Below are 15,916 nucleotides of genomic sequence, written 5' to 3'. Positions count from 1 at the left end.
TTTCAAAATCGAACACAGTGGCATCGCAATGAAGTCGGTCATGCTGTATCGCAAATTTCTGTTTTGATCACTGCCCTTTTGACCGAAACGATTTCTTGATACTCTCGAGGCATGTTTTAGTTTCATTGTTCAGTCAGTAATTCCAACGCTTTATTCTCGACATCAGGAATAAAGGCAGGACCGATGATACGCACTTCTCTGGATGGCATCGGGCGATAGGCAAAAGGAGAAATCTGGGAGACTGCCGTATCGTCTTCAGCAGGCTTGGCGTCCGGCAATGGAATTTCAACATTCGCGAGACTTCTTGATTGCTTATTTGCGGCCATTAATCCGCTAACTTTTGCAACATATCCGTTCCAGTCGCATCGTCTGAAGTCTCCTTCGCCGTGGTAATTATACGCTGTTGGCAAGTCTGCGTATGATTGGCCCGTCTCGACCGAAATCATATCGGCGGTTTCCTCATTCTGATCCAGAACATAAACAGCCATGGCTTGCGTCGCACAGATTACGCGACACTGGACGAGTGCGGCATCTGTCCCGCCTTTTTGGCTGAACTGGGAGTTCGGCGTGGGGAAATAGTATCCATCTGACAGACGCACACAGAATTGCAGCGCATTCCTCGGCCCACGCACCTTACTCGGCGTACCATCCTGTTGCCGTATCCCGGCTTGCGACGCCGGGGCGGATACAGCGGTGATTTTTGACGGCTTTGTTCGCGATACATTTGTGGTACGTTCTCTGCTACAGCTCCGATCTAAACCAGCACTCGCACGAAGTTGCTGTTGGACTTCGCTGATTTTGAGGGTCACGTCACGACAGGCATTAAATAGCCCGCCACCTGTGTCGCCATCTTTGCATCCCCGTCCGCGCGCAATAGCGCGAAGAGCGGATAGTTGCCGTTGTAGCATTTTGACGGCAGCATTGTTGGCTGACGTTCCCGCCCCGCAGGATGCCGCGACGACCGATGTCGGGAGCGACACAATCATTATAAGTAAGAGAAATACGATCAGCTTAATCATGACGCCTGTCCCTGATTCTCGCTAACTACCCAGCAAGCTTCATATGCGGTGGTTCAGTTCTGAGATTACGAGTATCATTCAGAGGCCCAAATAACGGATCGGGCTCCAATTCTGCCATCATTGCTGTCAGTGCGAGTTTAAGATATAGTGGAGCATCTCTACGGTCGATTGATTTCAATGCTGCGCGTGATAATCCGAGGGCATGCGCCAGTTCGAGTTCAGATTTTTTCAAAGTTTTGCACGCTGCAGCCAATCTAAAGTTGCCACGATGTCCACGCTTGCCCATTTTCCCTCCTCCTGGAATGCGATTATTTAATCTAATAGGATTGCAGCGATTCCTCGCTGCTTTTTGATAAAACCAGCAAAAGCTCTCGATGAAGCCAAAGGCTCATCGCAGTAGAAATGCTGTCATCGTCAGAAAACGCAATTGTTCCGGCGAGGTTTTTTCTGGCAGCCAGGCCATTATCAAGATTGCATGTTTTCATCCGATCGATGACGGACGTGTGCCATCTTAGATTTGGTCCCTTTGTCATGACGAAATCATCGATTAGAGTTTCTTTATATTGCTTGCTTAATTGCTGATCTGCAGTCACCGGGCCGATATTTTCCTTCGCCAGTTGCTGTTCGCATTTTGCTTGCGCGGCGCCTAATGCCGACTTCCAGACAGCATCAAGAACGCCCACGAGAATATCCCTCTGCTTGGTTTAGGCTCAAACGAAGCTTGCTAACGATCGCACCAATAGCGACTTGTGCCAGTGCGCCTGTAAGAGCGCCATCTATAAGCGGTCCGATGATCGCTCCAACATCGAGCCCTGAAGAAGCCGCAGTAGTCCCAAGCAAGGTGCCAATTAACTGTCCTCCTGCGACCCCCCCAAGCGCCCCCGTGAGTGCATTACTGATCAGCCCGATATCGGAAGCCTGAAAAATTTTCCCCGAAGTTGACGCACCGCTAACTCCACCAATCAACTGCAGTAAAACTGTTTCCATTGGCCCGCCATTTAAATCCTTTTTTGCTGCAACAATTCGATTTCAACAGAGGTTGATGTGAGAGCACTTTCATTCGTTATTAGTATGATGCAGCCGGAGTAATTACTTTTCTCAGTATAAAAGTATGCAAACAAGATTTTGACAAGACATTATTTTACTTTTTTTGGTGAAGCATGATACGGGATTCAGGATTTAAGTGGTTTAACGACAATAAACGAAAATAGTTCTTATCTTTAAGGGAAATTTCCTTAAATAGTTATTGTTTCATAATGACACAAACACGGCCTTTGATTATGATTGTGTCAATCTAAATTCGCTATCAAGGACCGCGTCCAACTTTAATATACATGCAGCAATCGCGACCATATATAAATAGTCCTTATTCCGGCACTTAATAAAAGTATATATCAAGAATAACCTTCATTCCGTCATACACTATTAAAAGATATCATGAAATACATTGTAAAGGAAAATTTTTACGAAAGGAAATAAGCACACATATTAGTACTAAGTGAACCTGATGAAGTGGGTACAGTTGGGATGGTTTATGATGGGCCAAAGCCAAACTGCAACGCCAGCGAAGACCGTGCGTCGACGAGTTTGACTATTGGGCAACCCATCCGTCACTGCTAGACGAAAGGCGGACGGGGCTTCTGTGGCTTGAAAAAAGACCTCAAGGACCGTTGCGAAACTTGAGCGTGAGGAGGCTTTGAATTGGCAAATTATTTTTGATCAGCGGATGCGCCGACAGGTCCGTCAGAGAAAACGGACCAACTGTCTTAGCAGCTAATTTAAATATGGGAGTGTTCAGTGACCAGTCAATCGCTCGTAACGTGCGCTTATCTAAAGGTTCTCCCGGAATACTGGTATAATGAGCACTTGTGAACATGTTATTGACTAATGCAGAGAATCTGATGATCCTAAATTCGGGCGGCGACCGAGGATGACGATGACTTTGAAGCAACGTCGAATAACAAAAGCATCGGCCGCGGCCGATATCCTGTCTTCCTATTTCGAATTCAATGAATTGCCCTGGCAGCAGACAACAGGCGTAATTGAAAGTGTCCTGGAAGCATTGCATGACCTTCAATCCCGAGAGCCTGATCCTTCAGACTTCGTCCAACAAAGACTGGTTCCAGCTGTTTCAAAGAAGAAGTCGATCTCTGAAACACATGTCTTTTGCCTTGAATGTGGCAAGGGTTTTAAGGCTATGACGTTACATCTGCAACGTGTACACGGCGTGACTCCAGTAGAATATCGTCGCAAATGGAGTCTGGACCCCTATTATCCAATGACTTCGCCAAACCATTCTGCCTCTCGCAGTTCACTCGCAAAAACGTGGGGATTTGGCAAACGGGCGACGAGTGACGCCAACACGGAAACAGAATAAGGTTCCGTCTTCATCTGTGCCAGAGCCCAAGGAATAAGGTAATGAGGTCTTCCGTCTTCATTGCATCCTGGGAATTGTAATCGTTCTTCGCACCCTATTATGGTGCGAAATCTATTGGGGACGTTCTTGTATGACACATTCAGGTGAACCGCGACTATTCTGATGGCTCTACGAATAGCAATGCCGTCGCAGCATTCTATTTCAAAGTCCAACATGCCAGTGAATGAGGGTAGCCATGGAGGGAATTGATGTCCAATTGCTATTCGCAAATCACTTTGTCTATACGTCGCGCCTCTCAGCCATATTTCACGACTGATGGGCGTCATCGCTCGACAATCTAGCTTGAGATCAAGCACTTCCATACATCATCAGGTAATGTATCTATCATACTGAGTTGCCGAAGCCGATTTTGCACTGTAACCGCATCTCTTGCTTCGGGACCCCGTAGCTCAATCATCGTCTGAACCCATCGTACAGCTACAAATGACAGCAGAGAATTTCTATTCTTCTTTGAAGCCCCACCAAAGCAAACGCAAGTGTAAGGCAATCTCGGCTGGTTTCGAAATGGCGCTCTAGTCCTGTTTTGTGGGATTTAGTTTACACGAATGATTGATGTGACTTAGATCGCGCCGGAGCGTCAATAGCCAGTCCGATTTGACGGTTGGAGCGATAGCCGTGTGAATGCTCTGAGCAGTCATTTTAACGACCCCTCGCCCCGACGCTTACCGCCGAGTGATCGAACGCGTGGATCGTTGACTACCATAACGGGGGCCGCATCTATCTATCCTGGTGCTTTGCACCAGGCATTCTTGCCGCGAATACAAAAATTGTCGTCTCTTGGTAAGTTGCTTCGACCGCTATGGGTTAAAACAGGACCAACTAAGTCTTGTTTCGAAAACATCATTCAGACTATAGAGAAGCCAGTTTCCCAAGGCTAACGGTAAACCCGACCCACAATTCAGGATATTATCAGTGTTCGCAATGAAAACTCTTCTGGCCGCTACGGGCCTCCTTTCCGTGTTTGCACTTCACAACCACCCAGCGGAAGCGGCCACGCAGTATCCACTGATATTGGACAATTGCGGAACGAAAGTGACGTTTGCAAAAGCGCCCGAACACGCTATCGGCCTTGGTCAAAATAGCGCCGAGATTATGTTACTTCTCGGCCTTGAAGACAAAATGGCGGCAACAGCGTTCTGGCCCAGTAAGGTTCTACCGCAGCTTGAAGTTGCCAATTCCAAAGTGAAGCTTCTGACCGTTGAGTTCCCAACTTTTGAATCGATGCTTGCAGAGAATCCGGATTTCGTAGCTTCAGCTCTCCCAAGCCTCATCGGACCGAACAGCAAAGTCGCAAAACGTAACGATTTCGACAAGGTTGGCGTTGCGACCTATCTTTCGCCGAGCACCTGTCTAAGTACAGAGCAAATCAAGGATGAGTATGGCAGCCGCGACAAGCTGTGGAACATGGAGCTTCTGTATAAGGAGATCGACGAGCTTTCGCAGATTTTCGATGTCTCCGATCGTGGTCAAGCACTGATTGCGGATTTCAAAGCACGCGAAACAGCTTTGCGCGCCAGCGTTCCTGCGAGCGGCAGGAAGCTTTCTTACCTATTCTGGTTTTCCAGTCCGTCGCCATCGGCAGATGCCTATTTAGGTGGTGGAAACGGCGCTTCAAGCTTCATCGCTGATGTTCTGGGTGGCAAAAACGCCATCAAAGCGGAAGCTGAGTGGCCGACGCTTGGTTGGGAAAGTATTATTGCCGCCAACCCAGATGTCATTGTTATTGCAAATCTCGATCGTAATCGTTGGGAGCTCGACAAGCCTGAAACTAAAATTCATTTCCTAAACACAGACCCAGCAGTGAGCCAGATGCCTGCTGTCAAAAACAGGGCCATTGCCGTCATGGATGGACAGGCCATGAACCCGACCATTCGTACAATTTATGGTGCAGAACAGGTCGCAGCACAGCTGAAAGCGCTTGGTATTCTCAAGTGAATGCTACCGGCCATTCTTTAAGGCATTTGAGTGCTTTCAGCATTATGTTGCTCGCTTCGCTTGTCGCCATCGGATTCGTGGTTGGTATTAGCGTCGGGATTGGTGATTTGCCGATCCCATTATCGACAACGTTTACAACGATAACCAATCGCCTTGGATGGAGTTCTGTCGAGCTTAATCGGATTCATGAGACAGTGATCTGGGATTACCGTCTCAGCCGCGCGTTGGTGGCTGCATTTTGTGGCGCAGGTCTCGCTCTTTCTGGCGCGATCATGCAGTCACTTTTGCGCAATCCGCTGGCTGAGCCTTATGTTTTGGGTATTTCGGCTGGCGCATCGACTGGTGCTGTAACGGTGGTCATTTTGGGCATTGGCGCTGGTGCGGTTTCATTGTCAGCGGGCGCATTCGTTGGCGCTTTTGTGGCTTTTTTCTTCGTTGCGCTCCTCTCCAATGGCACACGGGGTGGTGCGGATCGCACAATTCTGGCGGGCGTCGCTGCATCGCAGCTTTTCAATGCCGCTACATCGTACATTGTTACCACTTCCGGCAACGCACAGCAGGCCCGCGACGTCATGTTCTGGTTGCTTGGGAGCTTCGGAGGCGTTCGCTGGCCAGAATTCATGCTGGTGTCCGTCGTCATCACCCTCGGGTTTATCGCGTGCCTTCTCTATGCCCATGTTCTGGATGCGTTTGCTTTCGGCGATGAAGCCGCCGCCTCACTCGGCGTCAATGTCGGCCGCGCGCGAATTGTTCTATTTGCGCTCACGGCAATGACGACGGCCACTATCGTGAGCATGGTTGGTTCAATAGGCTTTGTCGGGCTCGTTGTCCCTCATGCTGCACGCTTCATCGTCGGGCCGCTGCACATAAGATTGTTGCCCGCATGCGTCGTTGTTGGTGCGATCTTCATGGTACTGGCCGATATCGCTTCGCGCGCACTGATACCGCAACAAGTCCTCCCCATCGGTGTGGTGACCGCACTTGTCGGCGTGCCATTTTTCTCTTTCATTCTTTACCGGTTTCAGCGCCCGTCATGACGATCAAAGTCGAAAATCTAATTTGGAAAATTGGGAAGAAAATCATAATCGACAACGTGTCTTTCGAAGCGAAGCCTGGAAAGATGCTTGGGCTTTTGGGCCCAAACGGCTCAGGAAAAACATCGTTATTACGCCTGATCGCAGGATTAAAACGCCCTCATTCCGGGCATGTCTTGCTTGATGAAAAGGATATCAGTGCGGTTGCACGGCGCAGTGTCGCGCAGCGTGTTGCTTTTGTTGAGCAACATGCAACGACCAATGCCAATCTCAAAGTTATGGACGTCGTAAGACTTGGGCGTTTTGCGCACAGATCGATGTTCTCAGGCTGGACAATCGTGGACGAGACGGCTGTGCAGGATGCAATTGAACGCACTGGCATGACGGCCAAAAAAAATGAACAGTGGCAAAGCCTGTCAGGTGGGGAGAAGCAACGCGCACATATAGCCAGAGCGCTGGCGCAGACGCCAAAAGAACTTATCCTAGATGAACCCACCAATCATCTGGATGTTCAGCACCAGATGAGCTTGTTAAAACTGGTTTGCGGGCTGCCGATCACGAGCATCATTGCTTTGCATGATCTTAATCACGCAGCCATGTTTTGCGATGAGCTGATCGTTATGCTGTCAGGAAAGGTCGTGGCGTCCGGAACGCCGGAAGAGGTAATTAACGAGAATATTCTCAAAGAGGTGTTCTCGATTGATGCGCGTGTGGAACCATCTCCCTACACCGGGCGACCTCACATTCACTATCTCAAATAATTCCAGTGGCCAGATGCGTGCCGTCAAATCTGAAGATGGGACAGTCCTATCCGAACGATGTTAAGCAGATACACTTCACGGCTACCAGATCGCCAGTGAAGAACACCCAACGGATTGAGTTCTATTTCAATCCCAAGTGCCTATATATATGATCACCTTCCAAACCTGCCTTGTCGGTTGAACCGGGTCTTGTTACAAGATTAAAATCCAATTCAGAAAGATCAAGGTAGTGAGCAAGAAAAACGAGCCTGCACCCCGAATAACCGGCAATCTTGTCGTCAAAGTGAGCGGCGAGCTCAGGGAAGCAATCCAGTCCGGCACCTTTAAACCCGGAATGAAATTGCCAAGTGAAGCAAAGCTCACGGAATCGATGGGTGTGAGCCGAACGGTCATCCGCGAGGCCATTGCTGCCTTACGCGCAGACGGCTTGGTTGAAGCACGACAGGGTGCGGGTGTGTTCGTGCTCGACGCACAGCCGCAGGAGATACTGCCATTTCAGAATTTGAATTATGAACGTATCTCGTCAGTTATCGAACTTTTGGAACTCAGAACGGGCGTTGAGATTGAAGCCGCAGGCCTTGCTGCCGTAAGGCGTTCTCCACAGCAGGAAGAGAATATCATCATTTGCCACCGGCAGGTGCTCGCTTGTCTTGAAGCTGGCCAATCCACTGCCGAAGCCGACTTTGCTCTCCATATTGCCATCGCAGATGCCTCCAATAATCCACGCTTTCGCGAGTTTTTGACGATGATTGGTAGCGGTGTTATCCCACGCGCAGCACTGCAATCGGGAAATGATACCAGTTCCGGCAATTATATTGCCCACCTGCATAAGGAGCATGAGCGGATTATCGAGGCTATTGCCACTAGCGATGAAGAAGGCGCACGCGAAGCGATGCGCAGCCATCTTAAGGGAAGCCAAAAGCGCTATCGCGCGATTCTGCGGCAGGCTCGCGATAACTTATAATATAACTTGTTGACACTCATAATCTATGTTTACTACAGTCCATATGAAATTTCTTCCAAAAGGGAACACCATATGGAACCGCAACAGATCAAACAAAAACTCGGCTCTGGACTGCTTTCTTTTCCGGTCACGCATTTCGATGCAGCAGGGCGTTTCGCTGCTGAAAGTTACAAAGCACACGTGGAATGGCTTTCTAGCTTCGATGCTCCGGTGCTTTTCGCTGCAGGCGGGACCGGCGAATTCTTCTCGCTGCGCCCGCAAGAAATCCCAGCTATTGTATCCGCTGCGAAGGAAGCCGCAGACAATAGCAACACCGCTATCGTTTCAGGTTGCGGTTACGGTACTGAAATTGCCATCGACATTGCAAAGTCGGCCGAGAAAGCTGGTGCAGACGGTATCCTGCTTCTTCCGCATTATCTGATCGATGCACCACAGGAAGGACTTTACGAGCATATTAAGCGCGTTTGTCAGTCGATTGGCATCGGCGTTATGGTCTATAATCGTGACAATTCGGTAATCCAGCCTGATACCCTTGCTCGCTTGTGTGATGACTGCCCAAACCTCGTCGGCTTCAAGGACGGTGTCGGCGACATCGGACTGGTTCGTCAGATCACAGCAAAAATGGGGGATCGTCTGACCTATCTGGGTGGAATGCCGACAGCTGAACTTTTTGCAGAAGCCTATCTGGGTGCTGGGTTCACCACATATTCATCAGCAGTGTTCAACTTCGTGCCAGGTTTGGCGGTCGAGTTCTATAAAGCACTTCGCGCAGGTGAACGCACTATTTGCGAACGTATTCTAAACGACTTCTTTTATCCGTTTATGGCAATCCGCAACCGCCGCAAAGGCTACGCTGTCGCGGCAGTCAAAGCCGGAGTCCGTCTGCAAGGGTTTAATGCTGGCACGGTCCGCTCGCCTCTCTCCGACCTGACCAGCGAAGAAGAAGGAATGCTTGAGGCGCTGATCGGCACTTATGCCCGCAAACATGCTGCCTAACGCACAGAAATGAACGAAAGCCGCAGGTTTTGACCTGCGGCTTTGTTTTAGGTTCTAAGGTAAACCGGCGACCATATCATTTAGGCGACAACATGCTTTAACGAGTTCTTCTTCAGAAGCAGCAATCGATAGCCGAATGAAACCCGGCGCACCAAACGCTATGCCTGGCACACTCGATACGCCAAATGCGTTGAGCAGATAACTGGCAACGTCTGTGTCATCATTAAGCGTAGTACCGGATCTAGTTTTCTTGCCAAACAGTTTGCTAAGTCCGATGAAGGCATAAAATGCCCCATCCGGTTTGAGAAAATCAATCTGCGGAATCTGGACCAGATGGGTAGCCACAAGATCAGCGCGTCGGCTAAAAATTTTCGCAGCCCTATTTACAAATGCCTGATCGCCATCTAGCGCCGCTTTAGCCGCTGCCTGTGCAATGCCACAGACAGAGGTGACGCTTTGGGACTGCATTTTGTTGATACTTGCAATCAGTGCCTTTGGCCCAGCCGCGTAACCGACACGCCATCCGGTCATAGCATAGGCTTTTGAGACGCCATTGACGATCAGCGTGCGCTCCCGCAATTGCGGACATACGCTGCCAAAGGAGACGAAAGGCACGCCACGCAACAAGATATGTTCATAAATCTCGTCGGAAAGAATGAGAATGCTTTCGTGCTTTTCAAGCACAGAAGCCAGTTGCGCATATTCATCGGCGCTGTAAACGGCACCTGTCGGATTAGAGGGGGAGTTGAGCATCAGCCAGCGAGTACGCGGCGTGATCGCTGCTTCAAGCAGCGCCGCTGTGAGTTTAAAACCTGTTTCCGCTCCGCATCCTACAAGAACTGGTTTGCCGCCATGGAGCGAAACAATATCTGCATAAGATACCCAGCAAGGGGTCGGAATGACAACCTCGTCCCCCTCTTCAAGAGTTGCCAGAAATGCATCGAACAATATCTGCTTGGCACCGTTAGCGACCGTCAATTCATCAAGGTTGAAATCAAGCTGATTGTCTCGTTTGAACTTGGCAATGATTGCATTACGGAGTGCTTCACTTCCCGCAGCCGCGCCATAACGGATGCCTCCTAATTTTACGGCAGCACATGCGGCGTCCACAATATGGGCTGGCGGCTCAAAATCTGGCTCTCCCAAAGAGAGATCGACAATGTCTCGTCCTTCAGCGCGCAGCTTTTTGGCGGCCATTGAGACTGCCATGCTGGGAGACGCCTGAATGCCAGATGATCGGCGATTTTCATAATTCATTTAAAACGCTCTTTTCACTCGGTGAGACAAAAGAAGCCGCCCAAATGGCGGCCTCTTGGTTCTCAAAATTACTCGTTCACAACATAGTCAAATTCGAAATCGCGCCGCACAGCCTCTTCTGAACGCCTGTCAACTGGCCCGTAGCCTCCGCCGCCGGGCAGCTCCAGAATAAGACGCCGACCGGCAGGAACATGCTGCCTGCCCTTGGCGTTGAGGATCGTGCCGTCATCGAGAATGACTGCGCCCGCAGCGCCATTCTCACCACCCTCGCGACCGCGCGGCGGATGCTTGATGCGGTCGAACATAGCATTAAAGTAAATCTCATGCCCTTCGATCGGGGCTATTTCGACAACCTGTCCGAGGCCACCGCGATATTGTCCTGCACCGCCAGATCCATCACGCAGTTCCTTGCGCCAGAAGATGACAGGTCCAACATGTTCGGTCGCTTCGATAGACATCGAGTGCACGCCACTTGGAAAGGCTGTTGCACTCAAACCATCAAGCTGGGGACGCGCGCCTGTACCACCACTGTTGAACAAGAGCACTTCCGCACGATGTCCGCCATCCTTTGGTGCGTTTACACCGGTGAGCGGATGCGCACTGACATGAAGGTTCCAGAGCGCGCCCGATCCCTCTGCCGGAACTTTATCCGGCAGCATTTTATGAACTGCACCCAGCACCGCATCAGGCACGAGATGACCAAGTACGTGGCGTACAGAAACAGGTGCGGGGCGTTGTGCATTCAGAATACAATCCACAGGTGCTGTTATCTTGAATGGCAGCAGCGACGCATGGTTGTTCGGAATTTCAGGCGCAAGCGAACATTTCAGGCCGTAGCAGGCATAGGCTGCTGAATAGATCAGCGGACAATTGATGCCTTTGGGGCTTGGCGCGGAAGTACCGCTAAAGTCGGCAAGAATATGATCGGGATGTACGTCGAGGCGCACAGCAATATCAATTGGGTCATGATAGCCATCCACCCGCATGACGTTGGAATATGTCCCGTGCGGTAAAGCTGCGAGCCGCTCCAGCGTTGCATCATAGCTGCGTTTGAAGATGAAGTCCGCCAAGCCTTCAAGGTCATCTAGGTTGAACTCATCCATCATGTCCATCAGACGACGATGCCCGATTTCGTTACAAGCGGCGAGCGAATAGACATCCCCGACAACCTGATGGCTTTCGCGCACGTTGTTGCGCAGAATATTGACGAGATCCTTGTTGACCACACCGCGTTCCGCGAACTTCATGATTGGCACGAAAATGCCTTCCTCATAAACTTCATTTGCGTCCGGCCCGAAACCCCGTCCACCCACATCAACCACGTGAGCGGTACATGCAAAGAAACCGGTCAGTTCACCCTTACGAAAGCTTGGCGACACAACCGTAAAGTCATGTAGGTGCCCCGTTCCCTTCCAAGGATCATTGGTAATATAGACATCACCTTCGAAAATGTTCTCACGGCCAATATCATTGATGAAATGGCCGACAGCTTCCGCCATTGCGTTGACGTGTCCGGGTGTACCTGTCACAGCCTGCGCGATCATCAAGCCAGCGCGGTTGAAGACACCCGCCGAAAGATCACCGGATTCACGTACACTGGTGCTGAACGCGGTACGAATGAGTGTAACGGCCTGTTCTTCAACAACTGAAATAAGGCGGTTCCACATGATCTGCATATGGACGTCGGAAATGGGTTTCTTTGTCATGATAACATTCCTTAAGCAGCTTTGGCACGCAGCAGCAGGCATCCGTCCGCCTGCATGATCACTTCGCGGCTGGCAGTAACGATGGTTGACGTTTCGCGTTCTGTGATGACGGCGGGACCGGCGATCCAGTCACCAGGTTTCATGGCATCACGTTTGACAATGGACGCATCCAGAAAGCGTTCTTCGAGAACGTCAAATATCTGTCGCTGACCGGATACAGCCGCTTGCGATTGCTTTTTCACGGGCGCTGCAGGCGAAGGGGCCGCAGCTTCTGCGCTTGCGCGCAGCGACCAGCTAACAATCTCAACATCGAGATCATCAATCACACGACCGAAAAAACGTTCATAACATTCATCGAAAAGATTGCGGAAAATTACGGCATCCGCATCCTTATAATCGCTAACATTTATCGTGACCGGCACTTCCCAACCCTGACCAGCATAACGCATATATGCCGTGCATTCGAGCGATGGGTTAGCATCAGGCGCGCCGGAACGAACGAAGGAGGTCGCTTCCTCAACCAACTCGCGGATCACCGTATTGATTGCCTCACCATCAAAGCGGCTTAAACGGCTAAAGGCACTGCGCACTGATTCAAAACCAAATGGCGCACGTAAGAAGCCGATGGCGGAACCAACCCCTGCGCCGGGCGGAATGAGAAGATCATTGACACCTAGTTTTTCGCAAAGCCGTGCGGCATGAACCGGCGCTGCTCCGCCAAAAGCGATCATGGTGAAATCCGACAATTCCTTGCCGTTTTCAACTGCATGCATGCGGGCAGCGTTACTCATGTTCTCGTCAACGACTTCACTCAAGCCGTAGGCAGAGGTCGTAACATCAGCGCCAAGCTTGCTGCCAATATCAGCTCGCATGGCTTTTTCGGAAGCTTTGCGTGAAAGCTTCATTGCGCCGCCGGCAAAACTTTCAGGGTCAAGGCGACCAAGAATAACATCTGCATCTGTCACTGTTGGATGAATACCGCCGCGATCATAGCAGGCAGGTCCTGGTTCCGATCCGGCACTATGGGGCCCAACACGGATCTGTTGCATGGAATCGACGCTTGCAATGGAACCACCACCTGCTCCTATCTCGACCATTTCGATAACCGGAATGGAGATCGGCATGCCGCTGCCCTTCTTGAAACGATATGTACGCGCTACTTCAAAAGTCTTGGAAGTCTTTGGAACCTGTTGTTCAATCAGACAGATTTTTGCCGTCGTCCCGCCCATATCATAGGAGACAACCTGATCGAGCTTGTGATTGGCAGCGATATAAGCTGCAAAAATGGCACCACCTGCGGGCCCCGATTCCAGCAAACGAACAGGGAATTCGATCGCGCTTTCGATGCTAATGATACCACCGCCTGAATGAATCATAAAGACGGGCGAAACCAACCCATTTTCCCGTAACCGCCCAACGAGACGGTTAAGATAAGAAGCCATGAGCGGCTTGACATAAGCGTTGGCGCAAACTGTGTTAAAGCGCTGGAATTCGCGCATCTGCGGAGACACTTCCGACGAAATCGAGACAGAAAGATCGGGCTTTTTCGACAACAGCCGATCACGGAAACGACGTTCGTGTTCTCCGTTAAGATACGAATGGATAAAGCCAACGGCGACACTTTCATAGCCTTCCGCAATAATGCGTTCGCAAAGCGCGTCGACTTCCGCATCATCGAGAGACTTCAGTATTTCGCCGTTTGCGCCGATACGCTCATTTATAACCAATCGGTCATTACGCGGAACAAGCGGCGCCGGAAGAACAATATCCAGATCATATTGTTCGAAACGGCTTTCGGTTCGCATTTCGATAACGTCGCGGAAGCCTTTGGTTGTCACGAGTGCGGTTTTGGCTCCGCGCCGCTCAATGAGGGCGTTGGTGGCAAGTGTCGTGCCGTGAATAACGGTGTCGATCTGACCAAGCTTCACTCCAGCTTTTTGGGCGACCTCACAAATAGCCTGGATGATGGCGTTTTCCGGAAATGCATAATCCGTCAGTACCTTGGTCGAATGAAGGGTCTCACCGACTTCCATCGCCACATCAGTAAAGGTTCCGCCAATATCGACACCAACCCTGATCAGTTTGCCATCTATCGTCATGTTCTGCTTAACTCCCAGAAAGAGATCAATACGGTATGTGCAGACGCAGCTGGAAAGCTGTAGAGCGCACGTGTTAATCTGTTCCCGCAAGTCATCCTTTGCGGGTTCAATGTCATTGAATGTGAATGCTTTGTTCGTCGGTGTGCGGTCAGTCGCACACCGTCTATTTCAGATTGCGTACTGAACTATTGCTTGCCTGTAAAATCCACGCCTTCAAGCTCGGTTGGCAATTTTGGGCGGTCGACGCCGATCCACTTTTTGTAAAGCGCATCCAGCGACCCATCCGCACTATGTCGCGTTACGAAATCGTTTAGATAATCAAGCATTTCTTGATCGCCCTTACGAACAGCCATGGCCTGAATATTATCGGCAGCCTTATACTTGCGGTCATAATTGCCACCATTTCCGGTGCTGTCGATCACCAGACCATAAGTCAGGCTGCCCAGGATGGCGTCGACCTGTCCCGACAAAAGGGCTTGCACGGTTGTTGCATCATCGTCGAAGCCTTTGATCTTGGTTCCCGCTGGCGCAACCTTCCTGAGGATCGGCTCAAACGCGCTGCCACGATTGACGCCAATTACATAATTGGCAAGGTCTTCATTGGCCTTAATGTCGAGATCTTTCTTGCCCCAGACGGTGATGTCGTTCGCGGAATAGGGCAACACAAATTGAATAACCTTGGCGCGTTCAGCCGTGACCGTCATAGACGGCACAAGAAAATCCACCATTCCATTTGTAAGCAGTGGAATGCGGTTCTGACCTGTGACGCGCTCGAACTTGACCTCCACACCGAGTTCCATGGCAATCAGATTGGCTACTTCAATATCATAGCCGCCGTTTTTGCCATTTTCATCGATAAAGCCCCATGGAAACTGATCCATCTGGACGCCTACGACGGCAACGCCTTTTGCTTTGATTTGTTCAGGCGATGCAGCCAATACAGCACTCGAAGCCCAAAGGGAGGCAATGAGACTTGTTGCCAGGCTGAATACGATTTTCGAAAGCATGGAATTTCGATTAGACATGTTCTTACCTCTGGTTTGATTATTGTTGATTTAGCGGGAAGTGTTGAGGCGCTTTTCGATCCTGGCACTGTAATAAGTGAGCGGGACACAAACGACGAAGTAGATCAGTCCCACAGTTCCAAAGACCTTCATTGGCTCGAATGTGATATTGGCCATCAACTGCCCAGAACGGGTCAGTTCCGTTAGTCCAAGCAATGCTGCCAGTGCTGTTCCCTTGATCAGATTAACCAGAAATCCGATGGTTGCTGGCAGGCCAATGCGAAATGCCTGCGGGAGCACGACATCCTTCATGCGATGAAAATATCGGACCCCGAGCGCACGTGCGGCCTCATCCTGGCCGGTGGGAACAGCCTCGATGCTTCCACGCCAGATTTCGCCCAGAAATGCACTGGCATGCAGAGAAAGCCCGACGATCATTGCCACCCACACATCAACGCGAATGCCCAAAAGCGGCAACCCGAAATAGACGAAGAAGAGCTGAATAAGCAGCGGAGTGCCCTGAAAAATTTGGATATAGACCGCCATCAGATATCGAAGCCATTTCATTTGACTTGTACGTCCCAGTGCTACCAGCAAACCTGCAAGTCCACCGAAAGTGAACGCAAGGATCGACAGCAGGACCGTCCAACGGGCACCTTCAAGGATGAAAAAGAACTCTGCGGAGCCAAAACTACGTATCATCG

At 50.5% G+C, this 15,916-nt stretch carries 15 protein-coding genes; 6 read left to right on the top strand and 9 right to left on the bottom strand.

From position 1 onward, the window contains the following. Positions 1-122: 122 nt before the first annotated feature. Genes CES85_RS26175 through CES85_RS26160 form a run of 4 tightly spaced genes read right to left on the bottom strand, consistent with a single transcriptional unit; the run spans position 123 to position 2,006 of the window. Positions 123-1,019, bottom strand: a complete 897-nt coding sequence (locus tag CES85_RS26175; RefSeq protein ID WP_095448670.1) for a DUF2865 domain-containing protein — start codon at positions 1,017-1,019, stop codon at positions 123-125. Positions 1,020-1,044: 25 nt separating this feature from the next. After that, positions 1,045-1,305, bottom strand: a complete 261-nt coding sequence (locus tag CES85_RS26170) for a hypothetical protein (RefSeq protein WP_095448669.1) — start codon at positions 1,303-1,305, stop codon at positions 1,045-1,047. A gap of 31 nt (positions 1,306-1,336) precedes the next feature. Then, positions 1,337-1,702 (bottom strand): DUF3597 family protein, encoded by a 366-nt coding sequence (locus CES85_RS26165; RefSeq protein ID WP_157743530.1) that lies wholly within the window; start codon positions 1,700-1,702, stop codon positions 1,337-1,339. Then, positions 1,689-2,006 carry a hypothetical protein gene (locus CES85_RS26160; protein ID WP_095448667.1) on the bottom strand — a complete coding sequence of 106 codons (318 nt, stop codon included), beginning with the start codon at positions 2,004-2,006 and terminating at the stop codon, positions 1,689-1,691. The genes CES85_RS26165 and CES85_RS26160 overlap by 14 nt, the downstream gene beginning before the upstream one ends. Before the next feature lie 943 nt (positions 2,007-2,949). On the opposite strand from CES85_RS26160, the gene CES85_RS26155 reads away from it, so the two are divergent. The 6 genes from CES85_RS26155 to kdgD all read left to right on the top strand — a co-directional run bounded on the left by CES85_RS26155 (position 2,950) and on the right by kdgD (position 9,146). Continuing rightward, positions 2,950-3,396: a Ros/MucR family transcriptional regulator gene (locus CES85_RS26155; protein WP_095448666.1), complete on the top strand. Its 447-nt coding sequence runs from the start codon at positions 2,950-2,952 to the stop codon at positions 3,394-3,396. A gap of 981 nt (positions 3,397-4,377) precedes the next feature. Then, positions 4,378-5,391 carry an ABC transporter substrate-binding protein gene (locus tag CES85_RS26150; RefSeq protein WP_404905046.1) on the top strand — a complete coding sequence of 338 codons (1,014 nt, stop codon included), beginning with the start codon at positions 4,378-4,380 and terminating at the stop codon, positions 5,389-5,391. Between the two features lie 44 nt (positions 5,392-5,435). Then, positions 5,436-6,428 (top strand): FecCD family ABC transporter permease, encoded by a 993-nt coding sequence (locus CES85_RS26145; RefSeq protein WP_095448664.1) that lies wholly within the window; start codon positions 5,436-5,438, stop codon positions 6,426-6,428. Next, a complete protein-coding gene (locus CES85_RS26140) occupies positions 6,425-7,186 on the top strand; it encodes an ABC transporter ATP-binding protein (protein WP_095448663.1) in 762 nt (253 codons plus the stop codon). Before CES85_RS26145 ends, CES85_RS26140 begins: the two co-directional genes overlap by 4 nt. Before the next feature lie 229 nt (positions 7,187-7,415). After that, on the top strand, positions 7,416-8,150 hold the full coding sequence (locus tag CES85_RS26135) for a FadR/GntR family transcriptional regulator (protein WP_095448662.1): 735 nt from the start codon (positions 7,416-7,418) through the stop codon (positions 8,148-8,150). 72 nt (positions 8,151-8,222) lie between these two features. Further along, positions 8,223-9,146 carry a 5-dehydro-4-deoxyglucarate dehydratase gene (gene kdgD, locus CES85_RS26130; RefSeq protein ID WP_095448661.1) on the top strand — a complete coding sequence of 308 codons (924 nt, stop codon included), beginning with the start codon at positions 8,223-8,225 and terminating at the stop codon, positions 9,144-9,146. Between the two features lie 54 nt (positions 9,147-9,200). Here the strand turns inward: kdgD and CES85_RS26125 are convergent, their stop codons facing one another. The 5 genes from CES85_RS26125 to CES85_RS26105 form a co-directional block, all read right to left on the bottom strand. Next, positions 9,201-10,403: a pyridoxal phosphate-dependent aminotransferase gene (locus tag CES85_RS26125; RefSeq protein ID WP_095448660.1), complete on the bottom strand. Its 1,203-nt coding sequence runs from the start codon at positions 10,401-10,403 to the stop codon at positions 9,201-9,203. 68 nt (positions 10,404-10,471) lie between these two features. After that, a complete protein-coding gene (locus tag CES85_RS26120; protein ID WP_095448659.1) occupies positions 10,472-12,109 on the bottom strand; it encodes a hydantoinase B/oxoprolinase family protein in 1,638 nt (545 codons plus the stop codon). Positions 12,110-12,120: 11 nt separating this feature from the next. Beyond that, positions 12,121-14,208 carry a hydantoinase/oxoprolinase family protein gene (locus CES85_RS26115; RefSeq protein WP_095448658.1) on the bottom strand — a complete coding sequence of 696 codons (2,088 nt, stop codon included), beginning with the start codon at positions 14,206-14,208 and terminating at the stop codon, positions 12,121-12,123. Positions 14,209-14,393: 185 nt separating this feature from the next. Beyond that, positions 14,394-15,233, bottom strand: coding sequence for a transporter substrate-binding domain-containing protein (locus CES85_RS26110; RefSeq protein WP_095448657.1), 840 nt, complete (start codon positions 15,231-15,233; stop codon positions 14,394-14,396). A 30-nt stretch (positions 15,234-15,263) separates the two neighbouring features. Continuing rightward, entirely contained in the window at positions 15,264-15,914 is a 651-nt protein-coding gene (locus CES85_RS26105; RefSeq protein WP_095448656.1) for an amino acid ABC transporter permease, read from the bottom strand. Between the last annotated feature and the right edge of the window lie 2 nt (positions 15,915-15,916).

It is taken from the genome of Ochrobactrum quorumnocens, from assembly GCF_002278035.1.
Lineage (GTDB): Bacteria > Pseudomonadota > Alphaproteobacteria > Rhizobiales > Rhizobiaceae > Brucella > Brucella quorumnocens.
The sequence above is the reverse complement of the archived record's forward strand: the minus strand, read 5'-3'. Positions and strand labels throughout refer to the sequence as shown.

Bases quoted from the DNA above. Each gene is read 5' to 3' on its own strand.
- CES85_RS26175 (WP_095448670.1), bottom strand. From the start codon at position 1,019: ATGATTAAGCTGATCGTATTTCTCTTACTTATAATGATTGTGTCGCTC.
- CES85_RS26170 (WP_095448669.1), bottom strand. From the start codon at position 1,305: ATGGGCAAGCGTGGACATCGTGGCAACTTTAGATTGGCTGCAGCGTGC.
- CES85_RS26160 (WP_095448667.1), bottom strand. From the start codon at position 2,006: ATGGAAACAGTTTTACTGCAGTTGATTGGTGGAGTTAGCGGTGCGTCA.
- CES85_RS26155 (WP_095448666.1), top strand. From the start codon at position 2,950: ATGACGATGACTTTGAAGCAACGTCGAATAACAAAAGCATCGGCCGCG.
- CES85_RS26150 (WP_404905046.1), top strand. From the start codon at position 4,378: ATGAAAACTCTTCTGGCCGCTACGGGCCTCCTTTCCGTGTTTGCACTT.
- CES85_RS26145 (WP_095448664.1), top strand. From the start codon at position 5,436: ATGTTGCTCGCTTCGCTTGTCGCCATCGGATTCGTGGTTGGTATTAGC.
- CES85_RS26140 (WP_095448663.1), top strand. From the start codon at position 6,425: ATGACGATCAAAGTCGAAAATCTAATTTGGAAAATTGGGAAGAAAATC.
- kdgD (WP_095448661.1), top strand. From the start codon at position 8,223: ATGGAACCGCAACAGATCAAACAAAAACTCGGCTCTGGACTGCTTTCT.
- CES85_RS26125 (WP_095448660.1), bottom strand. From the start codon at position 10,403: ATGAATTATGAAAATCGCCGATCATCTGGCATTCAGGCGTCTCCCAGC.
- CES85_RS26120 (WP_095448659.1), bottom strand. From the start codon at position 12,109: ATGACAAAGAAACCCATTTCCGACGTCCATATGCAGATCATGTGGAAC.
- CES85_RS26115 (WP_095448658.1), bottom strand. From the start codon at position 14,208: ATGACGATAGATGGCAAACTGATCAGGGTTGGTGTCGATATTGGCGGA.
- CES85_RS26110 (WP_095448657.1), bottom strand. From the start codon at position 15,233: ATGTCTAATCGAAATTCCATGCTTTCGAAAATCGTATTCAGCCTGGCA.
- CES85_RS26105 (WP_095448656.1), bottom strand. From the start codon at position 15,914: ATGATACGTAGTTTTGGCTCCGCAGAGTTCTTTTTCATCCTTGAAGGT.